Raw genomic sequence first — 26,251 nt, forward strand, 5'->3', positions numbered from 1 at the left:
GATCCTTAAGCCAAATTCACGACGGACGGGCGTTGGAAGCCGTCTGCCTGCGGTTGATGCCCAAACCAGGCGAGTTGCGAATGGAGTGAAACCACTTCGCCAATCACCAGCAGCGCCGGTGTCGGTGCCTGTTGAGCCAGAATATCGAGTTGCGCCAGGGTGCCGGTCAGCACCTGCTGGTCGGCACGGGTGCCGCGGCCAATCACCGCTGCCGGGGTGTCGGCGGCGCGGCCGTGGGCGATCAGCTGTGCGCTGATTTCCGCCGCTTTGACGGTGCCCATATAAATCGCCAGCGTCTGGCGGCTGCGGGCCAGCGTCGCCCAGTCAAAGGCGTCGCCGTCCGGGCGGCAGTGGCCGGTAATAAACAGTACGCTCTGCGCATGGTCACGGTGGGTCAGCGGGATACCGGCATAGGCGGTGGCCCCGGCGGCAGCCGTGACGCCCGGCACCACCTGGAACGGAATACCGGCTGCTTTCGCCGCCTGTAACTCCTCACCGCCGCGCCCGAAGATAAACGGGTCGCCGCCTTTGAGCCGCACCACCCGTTTGCCCTTCAGCGCCAGCTCCACCAGCAGGCGGTTCGTCTCTTCCTGCGCCACGGAATGCGCCCCGGCACGTTTGCCGACGCAGATGCGATCGGCGTCGCGGCGCACCAGATCGAGAATTTCATCGCTGACCAGGTGGTCATACAGCACCACGTCAGCCTGTTGCATCACCTGCAGGCCGCGCAGCGTCAGCAGCCCGGCATCGCCCGGCCCCGCGCCCACCAGCGTCACCTGCCCGCCCTCTTTCTGGTGCTGGGTCAGGGTGTCGTGCAGCGCCTGCTCCGCCTGTTCCGGCTGGCCGCTCTCCACCAGCGCGGCAAAGCGCCCGCTGAAGGCTTTTTCCCAGAAGCGGCGGCGTTCCGTCATTGAGCGCAGCTGGTCTTTCACCCGGCCGCGCCAGTTGCCGGCGATCTCCGCCATGGTGCCGAGGCTGGCAGGCAGCAAGGCTTCCAGTTTCTCACGCAGCAGGCGCGCCAGCACCGGGGCTTTGCCGCTGGAAGAGATCGCCACCACCAGCGGCGAGCGGTCAACAATCGACGGAAAGATAAAGGAGCACTTCGGCTGGTCATCCACCACGTTCGCCAGCACCCGGCGGCGATCGGCTTCGTCGAACACCGTGGCATTCAGCACGTTGTCATCGGTCGCGGCGATCACCAGAAACACGTTATCAAGCTGGGCAGGCTCAAAGGCCTCTGCCAGCCAGGTTACCTGGTGTTGTTCATAGCGATGCTGGAGTTCGGGGTGAAGTGCCTGTGCCACTATCTGCACGTCTGCACCGGCGCGCAGCAGCAAATCGATTTTGCGCGAGGCGACTTCACCGCCACCCACGACCAGGACCGGACGCTGTTTCAGGTCGGCAAAAAGGGGGAGATAGTCCACAACAGCCTTTACTTAGCTAAAAAATTGATAACGTGACTATACGGCGTGCCCTTCCGCCTTATGAAATGACGAAATGGAATGATTAGTTCCTTTATGGAATATAGGGAAACCCCGCGAGGCGGGAAATGCCGTGGCGGCCGGGGCAATAACACGGCAATAAAAAAGCGCGGCATCATCACAACGCCGCGCTTTTTTCACATCAGGGGGATCACTCGTGCAGGCCGCACTCGCGTTTCAGGCCGAAGAAACGGGTCTCTTCCTCTTTCATGCCCGGCTCCCACTTTTTGGTGGTATGGGTATCGCCCACCGAAAGGTAGCCCTGATCCCACAGCGGGTGGTAGCTCAGGCCATGCTGTTTCAGGTACTGGTGCACCTGCCGGTTATCCCAGTCGATGATCGGCAGCACCTTGAACACCCCGCGCTGTACCGCCAGCACCGGCAGGTGCGCGCGGCTGCCGGACTGCTCACGGCGCAACCCGGCGAACCAGGTGCCAGCGCCCAGCGTTTCCATCGCCCGGTTCATCGGCTCGACTTTATTAATCTGGTTATAGCGCTCAATCCCTTCCACGCCCTGCTCCCAGAGTTTGCCGTAGCGCGCCTCCTGCCAGGCAGGCGAGTGCTCAGCCCGGTAGACTTTCAGGTTCAGGCCGAGTTGCTCCGTGAGCGCGTCGATGAACTGGTACGTCTCCGGGAACAGGTAGCCGGTATCAGTCAGGATAACCGGAATATCCGGGCGCTGGCGCGTCACCAGATGCAAACAGACCGCCGCCTGAATACCGAAGCTGGAGGAGAGCACAAACTCCCCCGGCAGGTGCTCCAGCGCCCAGGCCACGCGCTGTTCGGCGCTCAGTGCCTCCAGCGCGGCGTTGGTTTCTGCCAATGCCAGTGCCTGGCCGGATTTCGGCAAGGCGTTCAGTTCTGCCAGATTAAAGTGGGACATCAGTGCTCCTCAGCATAAATAGGCATGGTTGGGGGAGCGCAGGCTCACTCCCAGAAATCACGGGCCGGGTCCAGCACCGGGCGGATGATGCCGGTACGGACAGTAAAGTCACCGAAGCCTTCGCCCGGCGTGCGTTCCGTTGCCCAGCGCCCGACCAGTTCATCAATAATCGTCAGGATCTCTTCTGAACTGATGTTCTCACGGTACATCCGCGGGATGCGGGTGCCGGCCAGGTTGCCGCCCAGGTGCAGGTTGTAGCGGTTGAGCGCCTTGCCCACCAGCCCGATTTCCGCCAGCAATGCCCGGCCGCAGCCGTTCGGGCAGCCGGTCACGCGCAACACGATATGCTCATTGCCGACGCCGTGGCGGTACATGATCTCCTCCACCTGCGTGACGAATTCCGGCAGGAAGCGTTCGGCTTCGGCCATCGCCAGCGGGCAGGTCGGGTAGGAGACGCAGGCCATCGAGTTTTTGCGCTGTTCGGTGAGCTGGTCATCGATCAGGCCGTGGTCGCGCGCCAGCGCTTCAATACGCGCTTTTTCCTGTTCCGGCACACCGGCCACAATCAGGTTCTGGTTGGCGGTGAGGCGGAAATCCCCTTTGTGGATTTTCGCAATCTCCGCCAGGCCGGTTTTCAGCGGGCGGCCCGGATAGTCCAGGATGCGGCCGTTCTCAATAAACAGCGTCAGGTGCCACTGGTTGTCGATGCCTTTCACCCAGCCGATGCGGTCGCCGCGGCCGGTGAAGGCATACGGGCGAACCGGGGCAAAGGCGATGCCGGCCCGCTTTTCTACTTCTGCCTTGAAGGTGTCAACGCCGACGCGCTCCAGGGTGTATTTGGTCTTGGCGTTTTTACGGTCGGTACGGTTACCCCAGTCGCGCTGGGTCGTGACCACCGCTTCCGCCACCGCCAGGGTATTTTCCAGCGGGATAAAGCCCAGTTCGCTGGCGGTGCGTGCATAGGTTTTCTTGTCGCCGTGGGCGATGGAAAGCCCGCCGCCCACCAGCACGTTGAAGCCAATCAGTTTGCCGTTGTCTGCGATGGCCACAAAGTTCAGGTCATTGGCGTGCAGGTCGACATCGTTCTGCGGTGGGATCACCACCGTGGTTTTGAATTTACGCGGCAGGTAGGTCGCACCGAGGATCGGCTCCTCATCGGTGGTTTCAACCTTCTCCTGATCCAGCCAGACTTCGGCGTAGGCACGGGTGCGCGGCAGCAGGTGCTCGGAAATTTTCTTCGCCCACTGGTACGCCTCCTGATGCAGCTCCGACTCCACCGGGTTGGAGGTGCAGAGCACGTTACGGTTCACGTCATTGGCGGTGGCCAGCGCGTCCAGCCCCAGCTTGTTCAGCAACTGGTGTACCGGCTTCACGTTCGGCTTCAGGATGCCGTGGAACTGGAACGTCTGGCGGTTGGTAATACGGATGCTGCCGTAGAGCGTGCTGTCGGCGGCGAATTTGTCGATGCCCAGCCACTGCTCCGGCGTCATCACGCCGCCCGGCAGGCGGCAACGCAGCATCATTGCGTGGCGCGGCTCCAGTTTCTGCGCGGCGCGCTCAGCGCGGATGTCGCGGTCATCCTGCTGGTACATGCCGTGGAAACGGATCAACAGGAAGTTATCGCCGTTGAAACCGCCGGTCAGGCCGTCGTTCAGGTCTTCTTTAATGGTGCCGCGCAGGTAGTTGCTCTCGCGCTTCATGCGCTCGGCATCGCTGAGTTTGCCTTCCACAACCAGAGGGCCGGGGTGTTTATCGCTCATTAGTACACATCTCGCTGATAACGGCGCGCAAGGCGCAGCTCACTTAAAAATTCATCGGCTGACTCGGCGTCCATTGCACCGTGTTCTGCCACCAGTTCCACCAGTGCCCGATCCACATCTTTGGCCATCCGGTTGGCATCGCCACAGACATAGATGTGCGCGCCTTCCTGGATCCACTGCCACACTTCTGCGCCCTTCTCGCGCAGTTTGTCCTGTACGTAGACTTTGTTGGCCTGATCGCGTGACCAGGCCAGGTCGATATGGGTCAGCAGGCCATCTTTGACGTAACGCTGCCACTCCACCTGATAGAGGAAATCCTCGGTGAAGTGCGGGTTGCCGAAGAACAGCCAGTTTTTGCCGCCGGCACCGTCGTTGTCACGCTGTTGCATAAAGGCGCGGAACGGCGCGATACCGGTGCCGGGGCCGATCATGATCACCGGGGCATCCGGGTCAGCGGGCAGGCGGAAGTTGTCGTTGTGCTCGATGAACACCCGCACTTCGCCCTCCTCTTCCAGCCGGTCAGCCAGATAGCCGGACGCGCCGCCGGTACGGGGGCGGCCGTCAATCTCGTAGCGCACCGCGCCCACGGTGATATGCACTTCGCCCTCATTCTCCGCCGGGGATGAGGCGATGGAGTAGAGGCGCGGCGTCAGCGGGCGCAGCAGGCCGGTCAGCTGCTCGGCGTTCAGCTCCATCGGTGCCTGGCGCACCATGTCCACAATCGGCGTGGTCTGCGCATACTGCTGCAAACGCGCCTTGTCAGTGAGCAGCTCGGTCAGCTGCTCATTGCGCGCCAGCGCAGCGTAGTTGCTGACGATCACCGGGGTGTTCTGCGTCAGCTCATAGTGGTGGATCAGCGCCTCGCGCAGCGTCAGCGGTTTGCCGTCGAGGGTGACGCTCTCATCGCCCTTGAGCCACAGCAGGCCCAGCAGTTCATCCACCAGCGCCGGATCGTTGTCGAACCAGACGCCCAGCGCATCCCCGGCCTGATAACGCAGGCCGGAGTCGCCGAGGTCGATCTCAATATGGCGCACATCTTTATCCGAGTTGCGGCCGGTGATTTTCTGGTTCAGCAGCAGCGTGGCGGCCAGCGGCTGCTCTTTGGTGTAAGGGCTGGAATCCACTTCATTCACGGTGCCGCTCTGGGCGGCCTGTAAGGTGGCGGCAGGCTGCGCCGGGGCGCGCGCTTTCAGCACCTCTACCACCTGCTTACGCCACTGCTCCGCCTGCGCCTGATACTCCACATCGGCGTCTACGCGGTCGAGCAGGCGCTCACCGCCCAACTCGGCCAGCTTGCTGTCAAAATCTTTGCCCGCCTGGCAGAAATGCTCATAAGAGGTATCGCCGAGGCCAAACACCGCAAAGGCGGTATCGGTGAGTTTCGGGGCTTTCTTGGAGAACAGGAACTTATGCAGCGCCACCGCCTCTTCTGCCGGTTCGCCTTCACCCTGGGTGGAGGCCACCATCACCAGCAGTTTTTCCTGGGCAATCTGCTTGAATTTGTAGTCACCGGCGTTGACCAGGTTCACGGTCAGTTTGGCCGCCAGCAGGTCATCACGCAGTTGCTCCGCCAGGCGCCGGGCATTGCCGGTTTGGGACGCCGAAATCAGCGTGATGCTGCTGGCAGCCGGGGCGGCCGGGGCAGCAGGCACGGTAGCGCCCGGTTGCTGGTTGACCATGCCCCAGAAATAGCCGGAGAGCCAGGCCATCTGGGTCGGTGAAAATTCACCGATTGCGCCTTGCAAGCGTGCCAGTTGCTCGGGCGTAAGCGGGAGCAGCGAAGTGGGTGGTGCCTGAGTCGTCATTGCAGTACCGGTTCCTGTGCGTAAGCCTGTGTCTGTTTCGTCACGTCGGGTGAGACGAGGAAAAAGAGAGAAAGTAGAGAGTTTGTAAGGTTACCCAGTGGCCTGGCAACACTTAAATAAGCGATGGACATAACAAATAACTAAAATGCCTAAGCTGATTTAGTGATGGCTGTTACCGGAAAAAGTGGTAAATGCGGCTTTTCATAACGTTGAATTCGTTCAGTTTTTACTGTCACTCCCTCCCTAAGGCATTGAAAAGGCAACAGAGCAGGCCCGGCCGGGCGCGGAAAAAAAGTTTTCAGCGGGGTGCCGGAGGGGATGAGATTTCATGGCGTGGGGGGCGGCTTTCCGGTAGTATTCGCCGGTTTTTGAGGCAATGAGACGGTAGCAATGGTAACCACGCTGTTTAAAGATTTTCAATTTGAAGCCGCCCACCGGCTTCCCCACGTTCCGGAAGGCCATAAATGCGGCCGGCTGCACGGCCACTCCTTTATGGTACGCCTGGAGATCACCGGCGAAGTTGACCCGCATACCGGTTGGGTGATGGACTTTTCCGAACTTAAGGCGCTGTTCAAGCCGACCTGGGAACGTCTGGATCACTTCTACCTGAATGACATCCCCGGCCTGGAGAACCCGACCAGCGAAGTGCTGGCAAAATGGATTTGGGATGAGCTGAAGCCGCAACTGCCGATCCTGAGCGCCGTGCTGGTGAAAGAAACCTGCACCGCCGGCTGCATCTACAAAGGCGAGTAACGCTGTCGGCATGAACCACCGCCCGGTGGTTCATGCTGCGGCGCTCTTTTACCCTGCCGTACCCCGCTATTTCATCGGGACAATCATGACGTCCGGGTCATCCATAAAGCTCTCCAGATACCGGGTGCGATAAGGGATGCGGGTAATCTGCCCGGTTTTCGGGTCCTGAATAGAAACCTGCTCTTCGGCGCACCGTTTACGCACGGATTCATGGACAGCCAGCGTGTAATTCCCGTCAAAAAGATAGGGCAGGCTTTTTTTAAGCGGCGACATTAACCGGCGCTCAGTGGTTTCATAGATCGTTTTATCAAACCACGGGCAATGGCACAGCGCGCGGTGATCGCTTTGGTAAGGGTGCGGGTTCAATAATACCCCTGCTTCCGCTAACTCTTCATGCATCCAGTGATAGGCCCCATTTGACAGGCCGCTCTCTTTTTCCGGGTAACCGCCGCCGACGTCTGAATGGGCGCCGGGGAATAATACCTGCTGGATGCCCTGGCGGGCGTCCCATAATACCGGGGTAAAATCAACGCGCTGTTCGTCGAGCGAAATGGCATGGCGGCCCAATTTCACATTTTTGTGCAGGCTGGTATCAGCAAAGCGGAATAAATCGATCCGTTCGTCTTTATCGTTATAACGTGGAATACCCAGCGCCCCGACGGTGTCCCATACCGCCACCATCTCAACCGGCACAAAAAAGATCATTGAATGCGGGTCAACCGGCTCGGACGTCCGGCCCAGCAGCGTATTTTTAAAAGCGACTAATTTTGCCTGCCAGGAATCATCTGCTTTTGCGTCACGGCGGAAATCCGCCCAGACGGCGGTGCCCCAGCGGTAAGCCTGCGCTTTATGCGCTTCACTCTCGTCAGCCAGATTCAGTTTCTCTGCATCCAGCAGCCCCTGGGAGGTGATCATGCCCGCCAGCGCCCGTGCGGTGTAGGCCCCCCGGCTGAAACCGATGATAAATATCTTGTCGCCGGGGCGATAGTGGCGGCTGATAAAGGTATAGCCCCGGACAATGCGCTGGATAGTGCCGCTGCCGAACACGCCCTCCAGGTTTTTAATCAGCCAGTTATTGCTGTCACCGACGCCATGAATATATTTCGCGACCTGTTTCACCTGCCCGTTTTCAGTAAACACTTTTTCCTGCTCGTCAGGCTGAAAATGGTTCAAGGATTCCGGCACACCTTTCAGGCTTTTAAACAGTTTGAGCACATTACTGCATTCAAACTCATTATCATCATTGTCATCGTTGGCAATCCCGTTCCAGGTCCCGTCCGCACAAAACACAATGTTCTTGCTCATGGTGAACCCCCACGCAGGTCTCAGAGAGATGTCCCCTTATAGAATGCCCGTGCACGGCAAAGCGCGATAAACGCTGAACCGGCTGGTTAATGGTTAAGTATAGTAATCGTTGCAGGCGCCATAGCGGCGTAGTGAGGATTATGATGAGTTGTGAGGTGCCTTAAACCAGGCCATAAAAAACCCGCCGGAGCGGGTTCGTTTTAGAGATAACAGCAGGATCAGGCGATATTGAGGTATTTGTGCGTCTGCATCGATAATCGCCAGTTGCGGGCGATACAGGTTTCAATGCAGAGGCGGGTCGCGTCCTCTTTCTGGCTGATCGGTTGCAGCGCCACCACACGGTATTTATCGTCGTGCAGCCTGGCCAGCAGGGCGTCCAGCGCCTCGATGTCACGCTCACGCGCCACCGGGTGTTTGATCTCATCGGCACGTTTCAGCGCCTGATCCAGCACTTCCATGCCGCCGCGCATGTTCACCTTCGGCGACACCGTCACCCAGGTGTTCGGCGAACAGCGTACCTCATGGGTGCCGCTGGTTTCGATCTGGCAGGTGAAGCCGCTTTTTTCCATCAGCAGCGTCAGCGGGCCGAGATCGTGGATGCATGGCTCACCGCCGGTGATCACAATATGGCGCGCGGTATAGCCGTTACGCTCAATCACCGCCAGCAGGTCTTCGGTACTGGCCGCGCCCCAGGCATCCGTTTCTGTGGTCTTGACCAGAATCTCATCCAGCGCGACTTCCCGATCGGCCAATTTGTCCCAGGTGTGTTTGGTGTCGCACCAGCTGCACCCTACCGGGCATCCTTGCAGGCGAATAAAAATGGCCGGCACGCCGGTAAAATAGCCTTCCCCTTGCAGGGTCTGGAACATCTCATTAATCGGGTACTGCATGACATTCTCATTAGTAATGGTTTTGAAGGGGCGTGATTATGGCAGATAACGCTGCTCTGACCAAATATAGCGCAACCTTAACTGTGTCGGGCCGTTACCGCGCCGGAAAACGCCCATAAAAAAACCCGCCGAAGCGGGTTTTATCAGAAGCTTCCGGCGCAGTAATTACTGGCCTTTCACTTCTTTCAGACCGTTGAACGGCGCACGGTTGCCCAGCGCTTCTTCGATACGGATCAGTTGGTTGTACTTGGCAACGCGGTCAGAACGGCTCATAGAACCGGTTTTGATCTGGCCTGCTGCGGTACCCACTGCCAGGTCAGCAATGGTGGCGTCTTCGGTTTCACCGGAACGGTGAGAGATGACCGCGGTGTAACCGGCGTCTTTTGCCATCTTGATAGCAGCCAGGGTTTCGGTCAGGGAACCGATCTGGTTGAATTTGATCAGGATGGAGTTAGCGATGCCTTTTTCGATCCCTTCTTTCAGGATCTTGGTGTTGGTCACGAACAGGTCGTCACCCACCAGCTGGATTTTGTCGCCCAGCACTTTGGTCTGGTACGCGAAACCGTCCCAGTCAGATTCGTCCAGGCCATCTTCGATGGAGACGATCGGGTACTGTTTGGTCAGGTCTTCCAGGAAGTGGGTGAACTCTTCAGAGGTGAAGGCTTTATTGCCTTCGCCGGCCAGCACGTATTTGCCGTCTTTGTAGAACTCAGACGCTGCGCAGTCCATCGCCAGGGTGATGTCTTTGCCCAGCTCGTAACCGGCCGCTTTTACCGCTTCAGCGATAACAGCCAGAGCTTCGGCGTTGGAACCCAGGTTTGGCGCGTAGCCGCCTTCGTCGCCTACCGCGGTGCTCATGCCTTTGGATTTCAGCACTTTGGCCAGGTTATGGAAAACTTCAGAACCCATACGGATGGCTTCTTTCACGGTTTTCGCGCCAACCGGCTGAATCATGAATTCCTGGATGTCGACGTTGTTGTCAGCGTGCTCACCACCGTTGATGATGTTCATCATCGGCAGCGGCATGGAGAATTTGCCTGGGGTGCCGTTCAGTTCAGCAATGTGCTCGTACAGCGGCATACCTTTTGCTGCTGCAGCGGCTTTAGCGGCCGCCAGAGAAACCGCCAGAATGGCGTTGGCGCCGAACTGGGATTTGTTCTCGGTGCCGTCCAGCTCGATCATGATCTTATCGATGTTCGCCTGGTCTTTCGCATCTTTACCGGTCACAGCTTGTGCAATCGGGCCGTTTACCGCGTCAACGGCTTTGGTCACGCCTTTACCCAGGAAACGGGATTTGTCACCGTCACGCAGTTCCAGTGCTTCACGGGAACCGGTAGACGCACCTGATGGTGCCGCCGCCAGACCAACGAAACCACCTTCCAGATGCACTTCAGCTTCTACCGTCGGGTTACCACGGGAGTCGATGATTTCGCGACCGATGACTTTAACGATTTTGGACATTAGGTTTTCCTCAGTACAAGTTAAACTAAAACTCCAGACAAACAGTGCGCACCGGGGTGCGCACTGCTCATCGATATTTTATTTTACCTGACGCTTCTGATACTCACCGGCAGCCTTGACGAAGCCTGCAAACAACGGGTGACCATCACGCGGCGTTGACGTAAATTCCGGGTGGAACTGACACGCCACGAACCACGGGTGGTTCGGGATCTCAATAATTTCCACCAACTGCTTGTCTGCAGAGAGACCGGCAACACGCAAACCCGCCGCTTCGATCTGCTTCAACAACATGTTGTTGACTTCATAACGGTGACGATGACGTTCTACGATGGTCGGTTCGCCATACATCTGCCGGACCAGACTGCCTTCGGTCAGGTGGCACTGCTGCCCACCCACACGCATGGTCCCGCCCAAATCACTCTTCTCATCGCGCACTTCAACGTTGCCGTTTTCATCGCGCCATTCAGTGATCAATGCGACCACCGGGTACTTACAGTCTGGCACAAATTCTGTGGAGTTTGCGTTGTCCATGCCGGCCACGTGGCGGGCGAACTCCATCAGTGCCACCTGCATACCCAGGCAAATGCCCAGATAAGGAATGTTGTTTTCACGCGCATAACGGGCGGCGAACACCTTCCCTTCCACACCACGGTAGCCAAAGCCACCTGGGATCAGGATCGCGTCGAGGTCTTTCAGCACCTCTTCACCGCGGGTTTCGACGTCCTGCGAGTCAATCAGCTTGATGTTAACCGTCAGGCGATTTTTCAGGCCGCCATGTTTCAGCGCCTCAATCACTGACTTGTACGCATCCGGCAGTTCGACGTATTTGCCGATCATCCCGATGGTCACTTCACCGCCTGGGTTGGCCTCTTCATAGATAACCTGTTCCCACTCGGCCAGGTTCGCTTCCGGCGCGTTTAAGCTGAATCGTTTACAAATATAATCGTCCAGGCCCTGTGATTTCAATAGCGCCGGGATTTTATAAATTGAATCAACGTCTTTTAAGGAGATAACCGCTTTTTCCGGCACGTTACAGAACAGGGCGATTTTCGCACGTTCGTTGGCAGGCACCGCACGGTCGGAGCGGCAGATCAGCACATCCGGCTGGATACCGATGGAGAGCAGTTCTTTCACCGAGTGCTGGGTCGGCTTGGTTTTCACCTCACCGGCCGCCGCCATGTACGGCACCAGCGTCAGGTGCATGTAGAGGGTGTGTTCACGGCCCACGTCTACCGCCATCTGGCGGATCGCCTCCAGGAACGGCAGGGACTCGATGTCACCTACGGTGCCGCCGATTTCAACCAGCACCACATCGTGGCCTTCGCCGCCTTCGATGATGCGCTCTTTGATGGCATTGGTGATGTGCGGGATAACCTGGATGGTCGCGCCCAGATAGTCACCACGGCGCTCTTTGCGCAGCACATCGGAGTAGATGCGGCCGGTGGTGAAGTTGTTGCGGCGGGACATTTTGGTACGGATGAAACGTTCGTAGTGACCCAAATCGAGGTCAGTTTCTGCGCCGTCTTCGGTGACGAAAACCTCACCATGCTGCGTCGGGCTCATGGTGCCCGGGTCCACGTTGATGTACGGGTCCAGTTTCATGATGGTAACGTTGAGGCCACGGGCTTCAAGAATAGCCGCCAGGGAGGCTGCGGCAATGCCTTTACCCAGAGAGGAGACGACCCCGCCGGTCACAAAAATATAATTAGTTGTCATGCTGAACCTGAGAGTTTAGGTTTAAAGACGATGGAAGAACCAGGACGGGAAAGTAGTATACCGGAACCTTGGGGATGCCACAATTGCTCGTTTTATGGCTCTGGGTACGGAAAGCACGCTGCCGCATCTTTTTCCGCACCCTTTTCACCCGGTTATACCGCCTTACCCGGCACTTTTCTTGCCGGCTGCACCGGCCGTTTCATCGCGCTTCACCTGCTGCCAGGCGGCTTCCATCTGTTCCAGCGTCGCCTGTTCCGGCGTCAGCCCCTGCGCCCGGATAATCGTTTCCACCGCGCGGAAGCGGCGGGCAAATTTGCGGTTGGCGGCTTGCAGGGCATTTTCTGCCTTATGGCCGAGGTGACGCGACAAATTGACGGTAGCAAACAATAAGTCACCGATCTCCTCACCCAATTTATCCTGATCGATAACCGCCTGTTGCGCCTCGTGCATGACCTCATCGATCTCTTCATGCACTTTGTCCACCACCGGCCCCAGCGTCTCCCAGTCGAAGCCCACCGCAGCACAGCGTTTCTGGATTTTATGCGCCCGCATCAGCGCCGGCAGTGCCTCCGGGATGTCATCCATCGCGGAGTGCAGCGCCTTTTCCGCCCGCTCCTGGGCTTTCAGCCCTTCCCAGCGCGCCGCCGACGGCGCCGGATGCCCGCCGGCCGCCTCACCGTTTTGCTCCCCACCCGTCTCACCAAACACATGCGGGTGGCGGCGTGTCAGTTTGTCGCTGATGGCGTTGCAGACATCATCAAAGGTAAACAGCCCCTGCTCGCTGCCCATCTGGGCATGGAACACCACCTGGAACAGCAGGTCGCCCAGCTCATCCCGCAGGTCGGTGTAGTCGCGGCGCGTAATCGCGTCCAGCACTTCGTACGTCTCTTCCAGGGTGTACGGCGCGATGGTGTCAAAGGTCTGTTCACGGTCCCACGGGCAGCCCTGTTGCGGGTCGCGCAGGGTTTTCATGATGGTGAGCAGGCGGTCAAGCGGGGAGTGTTCAGTCATGGTACGTCTCAATGGTCAGCGGAACCGGCACGGTTCCGGGAAAAAATGCAGACGGCCCGGAGAACCGGGCCGCTGTAAAGGGGATCAGCTGCCGTGCAGCCGCCGCGCCTCAAGCACATCCGGCAACTGGTTCAGCTTGGCGATCACCCGGCCCAGCACCTGGAGGTTGTAAATCTCAATCTCCATGTCGATGGTGGCGAGCTGCTCTTTGGTGTCGCTGCGGCTGGCAACGCCCAGCACGTTCACCTTCTCATTCGCCAGAATGGTGGTGATGTCACGCAGCAGGCCGCTGCGATCGTTGGCGGTGACACGCACCACCAGCGAATAGCCGCTGGAGTAGCTTTCGCCCCAGACCGCGTCCACCAGCCGTTCGGGCGCATGGGAGCGCAGATCGGCCAATTGGTCACAGTCAGCGCGGTGGATCGAGATGCCGCGCCCCTGGGTGATAAAGCCGACGATCTCGTCGCCCGGAATCGGCTGGCAGCAGCGCGCGATGTGGTGCATCAGGTTACCGACGCCCTCCACCACCACGCGGCCGTTGTCTTTATTGGCGGTGCGCTGGTGTGACGGCGCGCTTTTCTGCGTCAGCTGGCGCAGCGCTTCGCGGTCCAGCTCCTCGGCCGTGGGCTTGTTCAGCTGCGACTGGAGGAAGTTCACCATCTGGTTAAGGCGGATGTCGCCGCCGCCAATCGCGGCCAGCACTTCGTCCAGCGAGTTGACGTTATAACGCGGGATCAGCACCTTCTCCGCCTCTTTCAGGCTGATGCCGAGCCGTGCCAGCTCATCATCCAGGATCTGCCGCCCGGCAATGATATTTTTATCGCGATCGAGTTTGCGGAACCAGTTCTGCACCTTCGACCGGCCGCGGCTGGTGGTGATGTAGCCGAGGTTCGGGTTCAGCCAGTCACGGCTGGGGTTCGGGTGCTTCTGGGTGATGATCTCAATCTGGTCGCCCATCTGTAACTGATAGGTGAACGGCACAATGCGCCCGCCGATTTTCGCCCCGATGCAGCGGTGCCCGACATCGCTGTGGATGTGGTAGGCGAAATCGAGCGGCGTGGAGCCGGTCGGCAGGTCGACCACGTCGCCTTTCGGCGTAAAGACGTAGACCCGGTCGTCGAATACCTGGCTGCGCACTTCGTCGAGCATTTCGCCGGAGTCCGCCATCTCTTCCTGCCAGGCAATCAGCTTACGCAGCCAGGCGATGCGCTCCTCGTAGCCGGTACGGGCGCCCACCACCGGTGCGCCCTCTTTATATTTCCAGTGCGCGGCCACGCCAAGTTCGGCGTCTTCGTGCATCTGCCGGGTACGGATCTGGATCTCCAGCGGCAGGCCGCGCGGGCCGAGCACCACGGTATGGATCGACTGGTAGCCGTTGGGTTTCGGGTTGGCGACGTAATCATCAAACTCATCCGGCAGGTGGCGGTAGTGGGTATGCACGATCCCCAGCGCCGCATAGCAATCCTGCAGGCGATCCACCACGATCCGCACGGCGCGCACATCAAACAGCTCATCGAACGCGAGCGATTTTTTCTGCATTTTGCGCCAGATGCTGTAGATGTGTTTCGGCCGGCCGTAGATATCCGCTTTGATGTTTTCACCCTGCATGGCCCGGCGCAGGTTCCCGACGAAATCGTCGATGTACTGCTCGCGGTCGATGCGGCGTTCATGCAGCAGTTTGGCGATGCGTTTGTATTCGTCCGGGTGCAGGTAGCGGAAGCAGAAATCCTCCAGCTCCCACTTCAGCTGGCCGATACCGAGGCGGTTGGCGAGCGGCGCATAGATATTGGTACACTCTTTGGCCGCCAGCACGCGCTCATCTTCCGGCGCGTCTTTGACTTCACGCAGGTGGGCGATGCGCTCTGCCAGTTTCAGCACCACGCAGCGGAAATCTTCCACCATCGCCAGCAGCATCCGGCGCACGTTATCGACCTGCTCTGAGGCCATCGAATCATTTTGCGTGGCTTTCAGCTGGCGGATGGCATCCATGTCGATCACGCCGTGCACCAGCGAGGTGATGCCCTGGCCGAACGCGGCGGTCAGGGTCGCTTCGTCAACGATGCCCTCATTGACCAGCGGGAACAGCAGCGCGGCGCGCATACTGTCGTTGTCCATGCTGAGGGTCGACAGGATCTCCACCATCTCCAGGCCGCGCCATAACAGCAGCGACGCCTGCGGGTGGCCCTGGGTTTGCTGTTCGCAATATCGCCAGGTTTCGGCCAGACGCTCACCTGACTGGGGGCTGGACAAGCCTAAACTTTCGATCCACGCATCCAGCGCAAATTCGCCCGCCGTATTCAAATGCGCACTTCTTACCGCAACCATATCGACTCCCTACTTGTCCGCTCGCGCAGACCGGTTGATAAACAGACCCTCAGTGCCGGATGCCCGGCCTTTTCGCCTCTGCCGGCGGATTGCCTGTTTCCAGCAAACCTGGTGTCCCGCCCCAGCGGGCGGCTACAGCACAGATAGACACTTCACGGCGGGGAAAGTTTGGCGTGATGAGGCACCACCCCCTGCCCGCGCGCCGGGCGGCACCCTGTGATTCCTTGTGCCGCGCCGGCCCCGGTAAAAACCGGGAAATATTCAGTGAATTTATAGGTGCATTATATTGCCCATTCGCCACCAGCGTGGCAATACCTTCCACGCCCGCGCCGCGTCTGCCTGCAACGCGGGTTTTGCCGGGTCGTCACACGGCGCTTTGCAAGGTAGAATCAGGGCTTGTTGCCGGGGTCACTGATGTTGACCACGCGGTTCTGCGGCCAATTCTCCCACAGTGGAATCTCATGACCAAATATAGCCTTCGCGCCCGGATGATGGTGTTAATCCTGGCCCCCACATTGTTGATCGGCCTGTTGCTCAGCACATTTTTTGTGGTGCACCGCTACAACGAATTGCAGGATCAGCTGGTGGATTCCGGTGCCAGCATCATTGAGCCGCTGGCGATCGCCAGTGAATACGGCATGACCTTCCACCACCGCGAGTCGGTGCGCCAGCTGGTGAGCCTGCTGCACCGCCGCCATTCCGATATTGTGCGATCCATCACGGTGTTTGACCGCGATAACCGGCTGTTCGTCACCTCCAATTACCACCGCAACTACAGCCAGCTGCAAATCAGCCAGGGTGAGCCGATGCCCACCGAGCTGATGCTGAGCCGCTACGGCAATGAGCTGATCCTGCGTACGCCTATCACCTCGGAAGAGAACGCCCCGGATGAAACCGACAGCATCCCGGCGCTGAAACCCGACAACCTCGGCTACATCGCCATTGAGCTTGACCTCAATTCCGTGCGCCTCCAGCAATACAAAGAGGTGTTTGTGGCAACCCTGCTGCTGGTGCTGAGCCTCTGCATCGCCATCCTGTTCGCCTACCGGCTGATGCGTGACGTCACCGGGCCTATCCGCAACATGGTGAATACCGTGGACCGCATCCGCCGCGGCCAGCTCGACAGCCGGGTGGAGGGCTATATGCTCGGCGAGCTGGACATGCTGAAAAACGGCATCAACTCGATGGCGATGTCACTGACCGCCTACCATGAGGAGATGCAGCAGAACATCGACCAGGCGACCTCTGACCTGCGCGAAACGCTGGAGCAGATGGAGATCCAGAACGTTGAGCTGGATCTGGCGAAGAAGCGGGCGCAGGAGGCGGCGCGCATCAAGTCGGAATTCCTGGCGAATATGTCCCACGAGCTGCGCACCCCGCTTAACGGCGTGATCGGCTTTACCCGCCAGACGCTGAAAACCCCGCTGACGCCGACCCAGAGCGACTACCTGCAAACCATTGAGCGCTCCGCCAACAACCTGCTGACCATCATCAATGACGTGCTCGACTTCTCCAAGCTGGAGGCGGGCAAACTGGTGCTGGAGCATATCCCGTTCGCCCTGCGGGAAACCCTGGATGAAGTGGTGGTGTTGCTGGCGCATACCGCCCATGAGAAGGGGCTGGAGCTGACGCTGAATGTGCAGAACAACGTGCCGGAACAGGTCATCGGCGACCCGCTGCGCCTGCAACAGGTGGTCACCAACCTGCTCGGCAACGCCGTGAAATTCACCGAAAGCGGCAATATCGACATCAATGTGGAGCTGCGCTCGCACGACAACATGAAAGCGGAGCTGGAGGTGCAGATCCACGATACCGGCATCGGCATTTCCGAGCGCCAGCAGTCGCAGCTGTTCCAGGCATTCCGCCAGGCGGACGCCAGCATTTCGCGCCGCCACGGCGGCACCGGGCTGGGGCTGGTGATCACCCAGAAGCTGGTCAAGGAGATGGGCGGCGACATCAGCTTCTACAGCCAGCTCAACCGCGGCTCGACCTTCTGGTTCCACATCAATATTGAACTCAACGATCATTTCCTGCCGAGCGCCCAGCCGATGGACGCGCTCCAGGGCAAACGCCTGGCCTATATCGAAGCCAACGACGCGGCCGCCAAGGCCACGCTGGAAATTCTGGCCACCACGCCGTTGCAGGTGACGCACGGCACCCAGCTTGCGCAACTGCCGGAGGAGCATTTTGACATCCTGCTGATTGGCGTGCCGCTGAACAAACGCCATATGCTCGAAGAGTACAAAACGCGGATGCCGGGCATTCTGGCGTTGGCAGACCGCGTCATTATGGCGGTGCCTTCCCAGTTGCAGATTGACGCCGAAGCGCTGAAAAAGCTCGGGGTCCAGGGCTGCCTGATCAAGCCTATCTCCAGCGTGCGTTTGCTGCCGCTGCTGCTGGATGACAGCCAGGCCGGGCTGCTGGGCCACAAGCCCCACCGCCCGCCGCGCCTGCCGCTGACGGTGATGGCGGTGGATGACAACCCGGCCAACCTGAAACTTATCGGCACCCTGCTGGAGGAGCTGGTCGAGCACACGCTGCTGTGCGAAAGCGGTGCGGATGCCCTGGCGCTGGCACGCGAACAGGACCTGGATGTGATCCTGATGGACATTCAGATGCCGCACATTGACGGCATCCGCGCCGCCGAGCTGATTCACCAGTTGCCGCACCATGCCCGCACGCCGATCATCGCGGTGACGGCCCATTCGCTTTCCGGCGAACGTGAACACCTGCTGAAAGCCGGCATGGACGATTATCTGGCAAAACCGATTGATGAGGCGATGCTGAAACGGGTGCTGACGCGCCACCACGCCCCGGCCAGCGCCGAGCCGGACGTGCCGCCGCCGATGGTCAGCCCGGCGTCCGGGGAGCCGCTGCCTTCGCTGGACTGGTCACTGGCGTTGCGCCAGTCGGCCAACAAAGAGGATCTGGCCGGCGACCTGTTACAGATGCTGATCGACTTCCTGCCGCAGGTCAGCGAGCGGGTGCAGGCGATCGTTGACGGGGCCAATGACGACGCGATCCTCGCGCTTATCCACAAGCTGCACGGCAGTTGCAGTTACAGCGGCGTGCCGCGCCTGAAGCAGCTCTGTGGCTATCTGGAACACCAGTTGCGGCAGAATGTCAGCCTCCATGCGCTGGAGCCGGAGTGGCTGGAGCTGCTGGACGAGATTGAAAATGTCACCAATGCGGCGAAGATCCACCTGCGGGGCGGCTGATCGCCCCGTTGTTTAACGATCGTCATCCAGTTGCAGCGCCACATAGAGCAGCAAACGATCGTCAAAATTCCCAAGGTTAAGGCCGGTCAGCTCTGAAATCCGGTTCAGCCGGTATTCCAGCGTATTGCGGTGGATATAGAGCGCCCTGGCGGTGGCGGTGGGCTGCACATTATGGGCAAACCAGGCGGTCAATGTGCGGCGCAACAGGCCGTTGTTGTCCATGGTTTTCAGCCGCGCCAGCGGGCGCACCAGCTCGTTGGCCTGCCAGCCGCCGCGCAGGCTGTCGAGCAGCACCGGCAGCATCAGATCCTGGTAAAAATAGCTGCGCTGATCGGGCATCCGCTGTTTGCCGACGCTCATGGTGGTGCGGGCGGTACGGTAGGATCGGGCAATGCCGCCCGGCCCCGGAAAATAGTTGCCCAGCGCCAGCCGGATGCGCAAACGGCCGCGCTCCGTCATCCGCGCCAGCAGGTTATCAATGCGCGTGCGGTGTGCGTCGGCGTCCCAGCGGCCGTGGTTATTGAGCGCCGGTTTCAGCACCACCATTTCCGTCAGCGAGACAATGGCGATCAGGTTGTCACGCTCCGGCGAGGTGAGCAGCGTCTGTAGCTGCTGCAACTCCGCCATCGCGCTGTCCACCCCCAACTGGCCGCTGTCCACTTCCACCACCGCCACCACGCGCGGCAGGCTGAGATCGATGCCGAGCCGCTGCGCCCATTCGCCCAGCGCCGGGGAGAGGCTCTCCGCGCGGATCAGGTTCAGCACCAGCTCCTCACGCAGGCGGCTGTCCTGCGCCAGCATATGCAGCAGCCGCGCCTGCTCCAGCATCATTTCGGCGGTCATCCCCACCAACTGCCCATACTGGCGCAAATCGGTGGGGTTGCCGGTCAGGCCGATGACGCCGACGATATCGCCGTCGAGCCGCAACGGCAGGTTCACACCGGGCCGCACGCCGTGCAGATGGCGCGCCACCGCGTCATCGATGTCCACCACCCGGCCCTGGGAGATCGCCAGCAGCGCCCCTTCGTGCAACTCCCCCAGCCGCTCACGGTCACCGCTGCCGATAATCCTGCCGCGCCCATCCATCACGTTGACATTGCTGTCAATAATGCGCATGGTACGGGCCACGATATCCTGTGCCAGTCTGGCATCCAGATGATATGCTGCCATTCCTTTCCTTCTCCGCCTGACGGTTGACCCTCTCTTCCTCAGCATACTGAGCGCGCCCTACTCCTGCATTGTGCAAACGCACAAAGCACCGGGATATGCCCAAAAGCTGTGGCAGCTATCACAGATTTTTTGCAACGCAACAGAATGAAAGAACGCCTGCCCGGCCTGGAAGGGGTGGTAAAAATAGTGGCCGGGGCGGAAACGGGCGGATCGCGGCCATAAAAAAAGGCACGGTTTCCCGTGCCTTCCAGCGTATTGCCGGGAAAGCGATCCCGGCAGAAGAGACTATTACTGCATCAACAGATAGAGTGAGCTGTCGCCGCGCTGGATCGACAGCGCCAGCACCGACGGTTTGGTGTCGAGGATCTTGCGCAGCTCGCCGAGGTTGGCCACCGGCTGCTGGTTGACGCCCAGGATCACGTCGCCTTTTTTCAGGCCAATGCGCGCCGCGGCTGAGCCGGGTTTCACATTGTCCACTTTCACCCCTTTGTGGCCGTTCAGGTCGGTGTTGCTCAGCTCCGCCCCCTCAATGCCGGTGTAAATGGTGCCGGAATCCACCTGCGCCTGCTGGCTCTGCTCCAGCGTGACCTCAACGGTGACCGGTTTGCCGTCACGTTGCAGGCCCAGCGTCAGTTTGGAGCCGATCGGCAGGGTGCCGATCTCTGCCCGGAACGCGGCGAAGCTGGAGATCGCTTTGCCGTTCATGGTCAGGATCACATCCCCGGCCTTGATCCCGGCTTTGGCTGCGGCAGACTTCGGCATCACCTGGCTGACGAACGCCCCGCGCTGGGCGTCGACTTTCATCGCTTTCGCCAGCTCAGAGTTCAGTTCGGTACCCATAATGCCCAGTTCGCCGCGTTTCACCTGGCCGAATTCGATCATCTGCGCGGTCAGGTTTTTCACCATGTTGCTTGGGATGGCGAAGCCGATGCCGATGTTGCCGCCGTCCGGTGCCAGGATCGCGGTGTTAATACCGATCAGTTCACCGTTCAGGTTCACCAGCGCGCCGCCGGAGTTACCCCGGTTGATCGCGGCGTCGGTCTGAATAAAGTTCTCGTAGTTCTCGATGTTCAGGCCGCTGCGGCCAAGTGCGGAGACGATACCGGAGGTGGCGGTTTCACCCAGGCCGTATGGGTTGCCGATCGCCACGGTGTAGTCACCGACGCGCAGGGATTCGGAATCCGCCATTTTCACCGCGGTCAGGTTTTTCGCGTCTTTGATCTGCAACAGGGCGATGTCAGAACGCGGATCTTTGCCGATCACTTTGGCCTCAAATTTACGGCCGTCGTTGAGCTGCACCACGATTTTGGTGGCGTTGTCGACCACGTGGTTGTTCGTCACCACATAACCTTTGCCTGCGTCGATGATCACGCCGGAGCCGAGTGCCTGGAAGGCCTGTTTCGGCTGTGGCGCAACGTTGCCGCCGTCACTGCCGTCACCACCGCCCTGGCACAGCGGGGATTGCTGGAACGGGGAACCGTCCTGGCAGAAAGGCGAGTTGTCCCCGAAGAATTGCTGGAAGTTCTGCCCCATGCGCGGGGTATTGATGGCGGCGCTGCCTTCCACGTTAATGCTGACCACCGAAGGCATGACTTTTTCCAGCATCGGGGCCAGGCTGGGCAGCTGGGCGCTGCTGGAGGAGGCGGTTTCCGCCGCGTTAGCCGTCGAAACCGGGCCAAGAGCCATTCCAATACTTAGCGCCAGGGCGCTCAGGAACAAAGATGATTTTTTCATTTGTCTGTATCTCTTTAATTTATTGATGCGACAAGAACAATACTGACGGTGTAGCCGTGCTGAATAAGATGTACTAAATCACCTTAAGTTCACCGGCGTCGATTCAGCAATGGTAAAAAAGTGTGCGATGTCTTTACAAAAGGCCATTTTCTCATCACCCCCGGACGGCGGCCCCCGGCCCTGCCGCCCTACTCCGCCGCCGCCAGCCGCCGGTACTCATCATAGGCGTGCAGATCGGTCATGCCGCTGATGTAATCCTGAATCAGCCGGGCGCGGAAGTAGTATTCCCAGATCGGCTGCTCGGCCGCCGGTAAGGTCGCGATGTCGCTGACCGCCTGGGTGTAGGCGAGCCGGTATTTGCCGGAAAGCTTATGGAACAACCGCGTCTCGATCGGGTAGCGCCGGTGGGTATCCTGCTCATTAAGCTTCTGGAAATCCTCCGGCGGCATCTCCAGAAGCGGGCTGTAAATGTCCAGCAACCCGCTGATCACCCGGTAGCCCTGCAACTCCAGCTCCTCGACCTCATGGTGGTTGAACACCCGCCGGAACGCGACATTCTTGAAGATCTCCAGCAGCCGGTTGGCCTGGCTCTGATCCTCCAGCAACGCCTGGTTCAGCGTGCCCTCGTAAATCTGCGGCAGGTTATCAATAAAGCGTTGCGCCGCATGGGGCACCAGCCGTTTCACCGTCTGCACCCGCAGTTCCATAAAGAAATAGTCGATCGGGTGGCGGTAACTCTGCGCCGCCATCATTTTTTTATAGGCGGTGCCTACCACCAGATCAAACAGATCGCCGGGCTGCGCACTGCCCCACTCCTGTTGCAGATGGTGGTAAAGCTGCTCAACGGTGAAAATTTTCTTCTCCACCGCGTCTTCCAGATCGGCGATACAGTAAGAGATGTCGTCGGCCGCCTCCATGATGTAAGTCAGCGGGAAGCGCTGGAATTCGCCGAGCTGTAATTTTTCGCGCAACTGGGCGATCAGCGGCTCCTCCGCCAGGTAGTAACCCGGCTTTTTCATCAGGTAGCTGTACGCCGGCGGCACCGGCCCGGCCCAGTACGCCGGGCGGGTATATTTCAAAATGCAGGCTACCTGGGTATGGGTCAGGTTGAGGCGCAACAGGTTGAACACCAGCCGGATCGCCTGCGCATTGCCTTCAAAATGGCTGAGATCGTGGCGGATGCGGCAACGCAGGGCGTTCAGCTTCTCCTCCCCGGCGCGCAGTTGCAGCAGCGGCACCCGGCACGCATCCTGTTCCGGCAGCGGCTCCCCGGCATCCCTCCTCGCCATGCGCCGCCCGAACCAGTCATTGATCGCGGATTCGCCAAAGTGGCCAAAAGGCGGGTTGCCGATGTCATGCATCAGGCAGGCCATCTCCACCACGCTCTCAAACGGGGCCAGCAGCGCCGCCAGGCCGAGCGCCTCCAGTTGCCCCTGCCGGCCGAGCTTGTGCAGGATCTCCTTGGCAATATGCCGCCCCACCTGCTGCACCTCCAGCGAGTGGGTCAGGCGGCTGCGCACCGCGGCGTTGCGCTCCAGCGGGAACACCTGGGTTTTCTGTTGCAGGCGGCGGATGGCCGCAGAGTTGATAATGCGCCCGCGATCGCTCTCAAACTGGCGCACAATGTCATAGGCATCGAGCCCGGCCAGATCATCGCGCGGCGGGCTGAAAGGGCGTTCTATGCTGAATTTTTTTCTGAAATCGATTTCCGACATGCTGCATCCTCCGCCGGTCGCAGTCTATTACCGTTAGCGCTCGCCAGTAGCCATGATAGACTATTCGCCTTTATAAACATGTCGCCTTTATAAACATGTTGTCTTTATAAACACGTTGTCTTTAATAAACATGCCCGTCCGCATCAACCTGCGGGCCACGCATCCTCATCTGCGAGTCTCCCTATGAAAGTTGGCATCATTGGCGCAATGGAGCAGGAAGTCACCCTGCTGCGCGACAAGATTGAAAACCGTGAAACCCTGCAACGCGCCGGGTGTGAAATTTATACCGGCACGCTGCACGGCGTCGAGGTGGCGTTGCTGAAATCCGGGATTGGTAAAGTCTCCGCGGCGATGGGCACCACCCTGCTGCTGGAGCACTGCCGCCCGGACGTGGTGATCAACACCGGTTCCGCCGGTGGGCTGGCCGCCACCCTGAACGTCGGTGACATTGTGGTCTCCGATGAAGTGCGCTACCACGACGCCGATGTCACCGCCTTTGGCTATGCACCGGGCCAGATGGCCGGTTGCCCGGCCGCATTCACGGCAGACGCCGCGCTGATCGACCTGGCGGCACGCTGCATCAGCGACCTCGGCCTCAATGCCGTGCGCGGGCTGGTGTGCAGCGGCGATGCCTTCATTAATGGTGCCGAGCCGCTGGCCCGTATCCGCGCCACCTTCCCGCAGGTGGCGGCGGTGGAGATGGAAGCGGCGGCTGTCGGCCATGTCTGCCACCTGTTCGGCACCCCGTTTGTGGTGGTGCGCGCCATTTCTGACGTGGCAGACCAGGCTTCCCACCTGAGCTTTGAGGAGTTCCTGGTGGTGGCGGCCGAGCAATCCACCCGCATGGTGGATGCGATGGTGCAGGCGCTGGCGCAGCGCGGCTGATGATGCACCTGTTGCGTACCCTGAAGGCACTGCTGTTGGCAGTGCCTTTTTTTGTCGTGGGTGTGGCGGCAGCCCAGCCTGCCCAGCGGGTCATCGCCCTGGCACCGAACCTCACGGAGCTGGCCTATGCCGCCGGGCTGGGGCCGCAGATGGTGGCCGCCAGTGAGTATGCTGACTACCCGCCCGCCGCAGAAAAGCTGGAGCGGGTCGCCAACTGGCAGGGGATCAACCTGGAGCGGATCGTGGCGCTGAAGCCGGACCTGGTGCTGGCGTGGCGCGGCGGCAACCCGCAGCGGTCGCTGGATCAACTGCGCGCGCTCGGGGTGCCGGTGATCACCCTCGATCCGCAGAGTATTGATCAGGTGGCGGCAGCGTTGGATCAGCTGGCGGGCTACAGCGCCGCCCCGGACACCGCGCACCAGGCGGCACAACAGTTGCGCGCGGATCGCGATGCCTTACAACAGCAGTATGCGCGCGCCGCGCCGCTGCCGGTGCTGTTGCAGTTCGGCACCCGGCCACTGTTCACCGCCTCGGGGCAGACGCTGCAAAGCGAAGTGCTGCGGCTTTGCGGCGCGCAGAACCTGTTTGCTGACAGCCGCGTGCCGTGGCCGCAGGTGAGCCGCGAACAGGTGCTGATGCGCCGCCCGGCGGCGATTGTCACCCCCGGCGATCGCGCGGCGCAACAGGCGGTGGCGGCGTGGTGGCAGCCGCAGTTAAACGTGCCGGTGATCGCCCTTAATTCAGACTGGTTCAGCCGGGCCGGGCCGCGTATTATGCTGGCCGCGCGGCAACTCTGCCCGCAGTTGGCGGCGCTGCCCGCCTCCCCTTCCCCGGCACGGAACGATCGTTGATATGCTGCTCTACATTCTGGATATTTTAGGCACGGCGGTGTTTGCCATTTCCGGCGTCTTGCTGGCGGGCAAATTGCGCATGGACCCGTTTGGCGTGTTGGTGCTGGGCGTGGTCACGGCGATTGGCGGCGGCACCATCCGCGATATGGCGCTGGACCACGGCCCGGTATTCTGGGTGCGTGACCCGACCGATCTGGTGGTGGCCATGGTGACCTGTATGCTGACCATCGGGCTGGTGCGCCAGCCGCGGCGGCTGCCGAAATGGGTGCTGCCGGTGCTGGACGCCGTCGGGCTGGCGGTGTTTGTCGGCATCGGCGTCAACAAGGCGCTGGCCGCCGGCACCGGCCCGCTGGTGGCGGTCTGCATGGGGGTGATCACCGGCGTAGGTGGCGGCATTATCCGCGATATTCTGGCGCGCGAAATCCCGATGATCCTGCGTACCGAGATCTACGCCACGGCCTGTATTGCCGGCGGCATTGTGCATACCGTCGCTTACGCCTTAGGGATGCCGCTGTCGCAGGCGACGCTGCTGGGCATGGCGATCACGCTGGTGATCCGGCTGGCGGCGATCCGCTGGCATCTGAAACTGCCGACCTTTGTGCTGGAAAATAATGGCGGATAATTATCCATTAACAGTTCTTATTTGCTTAACTGATATTTAACCCGATATCGATTAAAAAGCATTCACCAAACTGATCGATTCTGTTATATTCATTTGCATTGAGAAGCGGCCCTTCACTGTTTCGCTTCTCAATACCCCTTCTGTCGCCCTCCTGATTCCCTTTTTGTGACTCATGACGGCGCAGAAAACGATGCATCAGTAAACCGGTTTACTTGAGGGATGCCCAGATCGGCTAAAGCCGGCACCGTCCCGTGCCGATAGTAAGGTAACTGATGCGTTGAGCACCTTTTCAACACCAGGATCATGACCTATGCGACAACACCTTTTCAGCGCGCTGTTTGCGTTGTGGGTATTGCCGGCGGCGGCCATCGGAAGTCAGGGCGTGGGTGCCCAGGGCGTGATAAATGTTCGCATGGTGATTGTGCCGACGTGCGCAGTGACCGTGACCAACGCCACACCCACGGCAGAATGCGGCAGCGATGCACGCTATCAGCCGGTTATCCGCACCCAGGCACTGAGCCAAGAGGCCCATCTGGCGGGCAACGTGGCACAACAGACGCAGCTTATTACCGTTGAATGGTGAGGCTGCGGCGGGGTTCCACACTACACACAGCTATGCGTTTTACCCAAAATCAGTGTTATCACTGCAATAAAAAAATAATCCTA

19 protein-coding genes are annotated in these 26,251 nt (G+C 59.9%); 6 read left to right on the forward strand and 13 right to left on the reverse strand.

The features are described from left to right. Positions 1–5 precede the first annotated feature (5 nt). The 4 genes from cysG to cysJ all read right to left on the reverse strand — a co-directional run bounded on the left by cysG (position 6) and on the right by cysJ (position 5,929). The gene (cysG, locus tag CYR52_RS13580; protein WP_072928976.1) at positions 6–1,424 is read right to left on the reverse strand and encodes a siroheme synthase CysG; all 1,419 of its coding nucleotides are present in this window, start codon (positions 1,422–1,424) and stop codon (positions 6–8) included. A 208-nt stretch (positions 1,425–1,632) separates the two neighbouring features. After that, positions 1,633–2,364: a phosphoadenylyl-sulfate reductase gene (locus CYR52_RS13585; protein WP_101828767.1), complete on the reverse strand. Its 732-nt coding sequence runs from the start codon at positions 2,362–2,364 to the stop codon at positions 1,633–1,635. 44 nt (positions 2,365–2,408) lie between these two features. After that, positions 2,409–4,124 (reverse strand): assimilatory sulfite reductase (NADPH) hemoprotein subunit, encoded by a 1,716-nt coding sequence (gene cysI, locus CYR52_RS13590; protein WP_072928972.1) that lies wholly within the window; start codon positions 4,122–4,124, stop codon positions 2,409–2,411. Further along, positions 4,124–5,929, reverse strand: a complete 1,806-nt coding sequence (cysJ, locus tag CYR52_RS13595; RefSeq protein ID WP_101828768.1) for an NADPH-dependent assimilatory sulfite reductase flavoprotein subunit — start codon at positions 5,927–5,929, stop codon at positions 4,124–4,126. Before cysJ ends, cysI begins: the two co-directional genes overlap by 1 nt. A gap of 390 nt (positions 5,930–6,319) precedes the next feature. Here cysJ and queD point away from each other — a divergent pair, with 390 nt between their 5' ends. Further along, positions 6,320–6,682 carry a 6-carboxytetrahydropterin synthase QueD gene (queD, locus tag CYR52_RS13600; RefSeq protein WP_072928968.1) on the forward strand — a complete coding sequence of 121 codons (363 nt, stop codon included), beginning with the start codon at positions 6,320–6,322 and terminating at the stop codon, positions 6,680–6,682. 66 nt (positions 6,683–6,748) lie between these two features. Here the strand turns inward: queD and CYR52_RS13605 are convergent, their stop codons facing one another. From CYR52_RS13605 to relA, 6 genes are all read right to left on the reverse strand, one after another. Further along, positions 6,749–7,987, reverse strand: coding sequence for a DUF2235 domain-containing protein (locus CYR52_RS13605; protein ID WP_072928966.1), 1,239 nt, complete (start codon positions 7,985–7,987; stop codon positions 6,749–6,751). Positions 7,988–8,205: 218 nt separating this feature from the next. Continuing rightward, complete coding sequence (gene queE / locus CYR52_RS13610) at positions 8,206–8,877, reverse strand: 7-carboxy-7-deazaguanine synthase QueE (RefSeq protein WP_101828769.1); 672 nt, start codon at positions 8,875–8,877, stop codon at positions 8,206–8,208. A gap of 165 nt (positions 8,878–9,042) precedes the next feature. Next, positions 9,043–10,338: a phosphopyruvate hydratase gene (eno, locus tag CYR52_RS13615; protein WP_072928962.1), complete on the reverse strand. Its 1,296-nt coding sequence runs from the start codon at positions 10,336–10,338 to the stop codon at positions 9,043–9,045. A gap of 78 nt (positions 10,339–10,416) precedes the next feature. Beyond that, complete coding sequence (gene pyrG / locus CYR52_RS13620) at positions 10,417–12,054, reverse strand: glutamine hydrolyzing CTP synthase (RefSeq protein WP_101828770.1); 1,638 nt, start codon at positions 12,052–12,054, stop codon at positions 10,417–10,419. A gap of 162 nt (positions 12,055–12,216) precedes the next feature. Beyond that, complete coding sequence (mazG, locus tag CYR52_RS13625) at positions 12,217–13,065, reverse strand: nucleoside triphosphate pyrophosphohydrolase (protein WP_101828771.1); 849 nt, start codon at positions 13,063–13,065, stop codon at positions 12,217–12,219. Between the two features lie 84 nt (positions 13,066–13,149). Next, entirely contained in the window at positions 13,150–15,390 is a 2,241-nt protein-coding gene (relA, locus tag CYR52_RS13630; RefSeq protein WP_072928955.1) for a GTP diphosphokinase, read from the reverse strand. Positions 15,391–15,851: 461 nt separating this feature from the next. Here relA and barA point away from each other — a divergent pair, with 461 nt between their 5' ends. Then, positions 15,852–18,608 carry a two-component sensor histidine kinase BarA gene (gene barA, locus CYR52_RS13640; protein WP_101828772.1) on the forward strand — a complete coding sequence of 919 codons (2,757 nt, stop codon included), beginning with the start codon at positions 15,852–15,854 and terminating at the stop codon, positions 18,606–18,608. A gap of 12 nt (positions 18,609–18,620) precedes the next feature. On the opposite strand, the gene CYR52_RS13645 is transcribed toward barA, so the two are convergent. From CYR52_RS13645 to dgt, 3 genes are all read right to left on the reverse strand, one after another. Then, positions 18,621–19,778 (reverse strand): CdaR family transcriptional regulator, encoded by a 1,158-nt coding sequence (locus CYR52_RS13645; protein ID WP_072928953.1) that lies wholly within the window; start codon positions 19,776–19,778, stop codon positions 18,621–18,623. Between the two features lie 288 nt (positions 19,779–20,066). After that, the gene (gene degP, locus CYR52_RS13650; RefSeq protein WP_072928951.1) at positions 20,067–21,512 is read right to left on the reverse strand and encodes a serine endoprotease DegP; all 1,446 of its coding nucleotides are present in this window, start codon (positions 21,510–21,512) and stop codon (positions 20,067–20,069) included. 188 nt (positions 21,513–21,700) lie between these two features. Next, on the reverse strand, positions 21,701–23,227 hold the full coding sequence (gene dgt, locus CYR52_RS13655; protein WP_072928949.1) for a dGTPase: 1,527 nt from the start codon (positions 23,225–23,227) through the stop codon (positions 21,701–21,703). Positions 23,228–23,410: 183 nt separating this feature from the next. Between dgt and mtnN the strand changes: the two genes are divergently transcribed. From mtnN to CYR52_RS13675, 4 genes are all read left to right on the forward strand, one after another. Then, positions 23,411–24,112 carry a 5'-methylthioadenosine/S-adenosylhomocysteine nucleosidase gene (gene mtnN, locus CYR52_RS13660; RefSeq protein ID WP_101828773.1) on the forward strand — a complete coding sequence of 234 codons (702 nt, stop codon included), beginning with the start codon at positions 23,411–23,413 and terminating at the stop codon, positions 24,110–24,112. Next, entirely contained in the window at positions 24,112–24,963 is an 852-nt protein-coding gene (gene btuF, locus CYR52_RS13665) for a vitamin B12 ABC transporter substrate-binding protein BtuF (RefSeq protein ID WP_072928944.1), read from the forward strand. Before mtnN ends, btuF begins: the two co-directional genes overlap by 1 nt. 1 nt (position 24,964) lies before the next feature. Further along, positions 24,965–25,585: a TRIC cation channel family protein gene (locus CYR52_RS13670; RefSeq protein ID WP_072928942.1), complete on the forward strand. Its 621-nt coding sequence runs from the start codon at positions 24,965–24,967 to the stop codon at positions 25,583–25,585. Positions 25,586–25,895: 310 nt separating this feature from the next. Further along, a complete protein-coding gene (locus CYR52_RS13675) occupies positions 25,896–26,168 on the forward strand; it encodes a hypothetical protein (protein ID WP_072928940.1) in 273 nt (90 codons plus the stop codon). The last annotated feature ends 83 nt before the right edge of the window (positions 26,169–26,251 follow it).

This window comes from Chimaeribacter arupi, from assembly GCF_002858805.1.
Taxonomy (GTDB): domain Bacteria; phylum Pseudomonadota; class Gammaproteobacteria; order Enterobacterales; family Enterobacteriaceae; genus Chimaeribacter; species Chimaeribacter arupi.

Coding starts and splice junctions, on each gene's coding strand:
- CYR52_RS13585 (WP_101828767.1), bottom strand. CDS start 2,364: ATGTCCCACTTTAATCTGGCAGAACTGAACGCCTTGCCGAAATCCGGC.
- cysI (WP_072928972.1), bottom strand. CDS start 4,124: ATGAGCGATAAACACCCCGGCCCTCTGGTTGTGGAAGGCAAACTCAGC.
- cysJ (WP_101828768.1), bottom strand. CDS start 5,929: ATGACGACTCAGGCACCACCCACTTCGCTGCTCCCGCTTACGCCCGAG.
- queD (WP_072928968.1), top strand. CDS start 6,320: ATGGTAACCACGCTGTTTAAAGATTTTCAATTTGAAGCCGCCCACCGG.
- CYR52_RS13605 (WP_072928966.1), bottom strand. CDS start 7,987: ATGAGCAAGAACATTGTGTTTTGTGCGGACGGGACCTGGAACGGGATT.
- queE (WP_101828769.1), bottom strand. CDS start 8,877: ATGCAGTACCCGATTAATGAGATGTTCCAGACCCTGCAAGGGGAAGGC.
- eno (WP_072928962.1), bottom strand. CDS start 10,338: ATGTCCAAAATCGTTAAAGTCATCGGTCGCGAAATCATCGACTCCCGT.
- pyrG (WP_101828770.1), bottom strand. CDS start 12,054: ATGACAACTAATTATATTTTTGTGACCGGCGGGGTCGTCTCCTCTCTG.
- mazG (WP_101828771.1), bottom strand. CDS start 13,065: ATGACTGAACACTCCCCGCTTGACCGCCTGCTCACCATCATGAAAACC.
- relA (WP_072928955.1), bottom strand. CDS start 15,390: ATGGTTGCGGTAAGAAGTGCGCATTTGAATACGGCGGGCGAATTTGCG.
- barA (WP_101828772.1), top strand. CDS start 15,852: ATGACCAAATATAGCCTTCGCGCCCGGATGATGGTGTTAATCCTGGCC.
- CYR52_RS13645 (WP_072928953.1), bottom strand. CDS start 19,778: ATGGCAGCATATCATCTGGATGCCAGACTGGCACAGGATATCGTGGCC.
- degP (WP_072928951.1), bottom strand. CDS start 21,512: ATGAAAAAATCATCTTTGTTCCTGAGCGCCCTGGCGCTAAGTATTGGA.
- dgt (WP_072928949.1), bottom strand. CDS start 23,227: ATGTCGGAAATCGATTTCAGAAAAAAATTCAGCATAGAACGCCCTTTC.
- mtnN (WP_101828773.1), top strand. CDS start 23,411: ATGAAAGTTGGCATCATTGGCGCAATGGAGCAGGAAGTCACCCTGCTG.
- btuF (WP_072928944.1), top strand. CDS start 24,112: ATGATGCACCTGTTGCGTACCCTGAAGGCACTGCTGTTGGCAGTGCCT.
- CYR52_RS13670 (WP_072928942.1), top strand. CDS start 24,965: ATGCTGCTCTACATTCTGGATATTTTAGGCACGGCGGTGTTTGCCATT.
- CYR52_RS13675 (WP_072928940.1), top strand. CDS start 25,896: ATGCGACAACACCTTTTCAGCGCGCTGTTTGCGTTGTGGGTATTGCCG.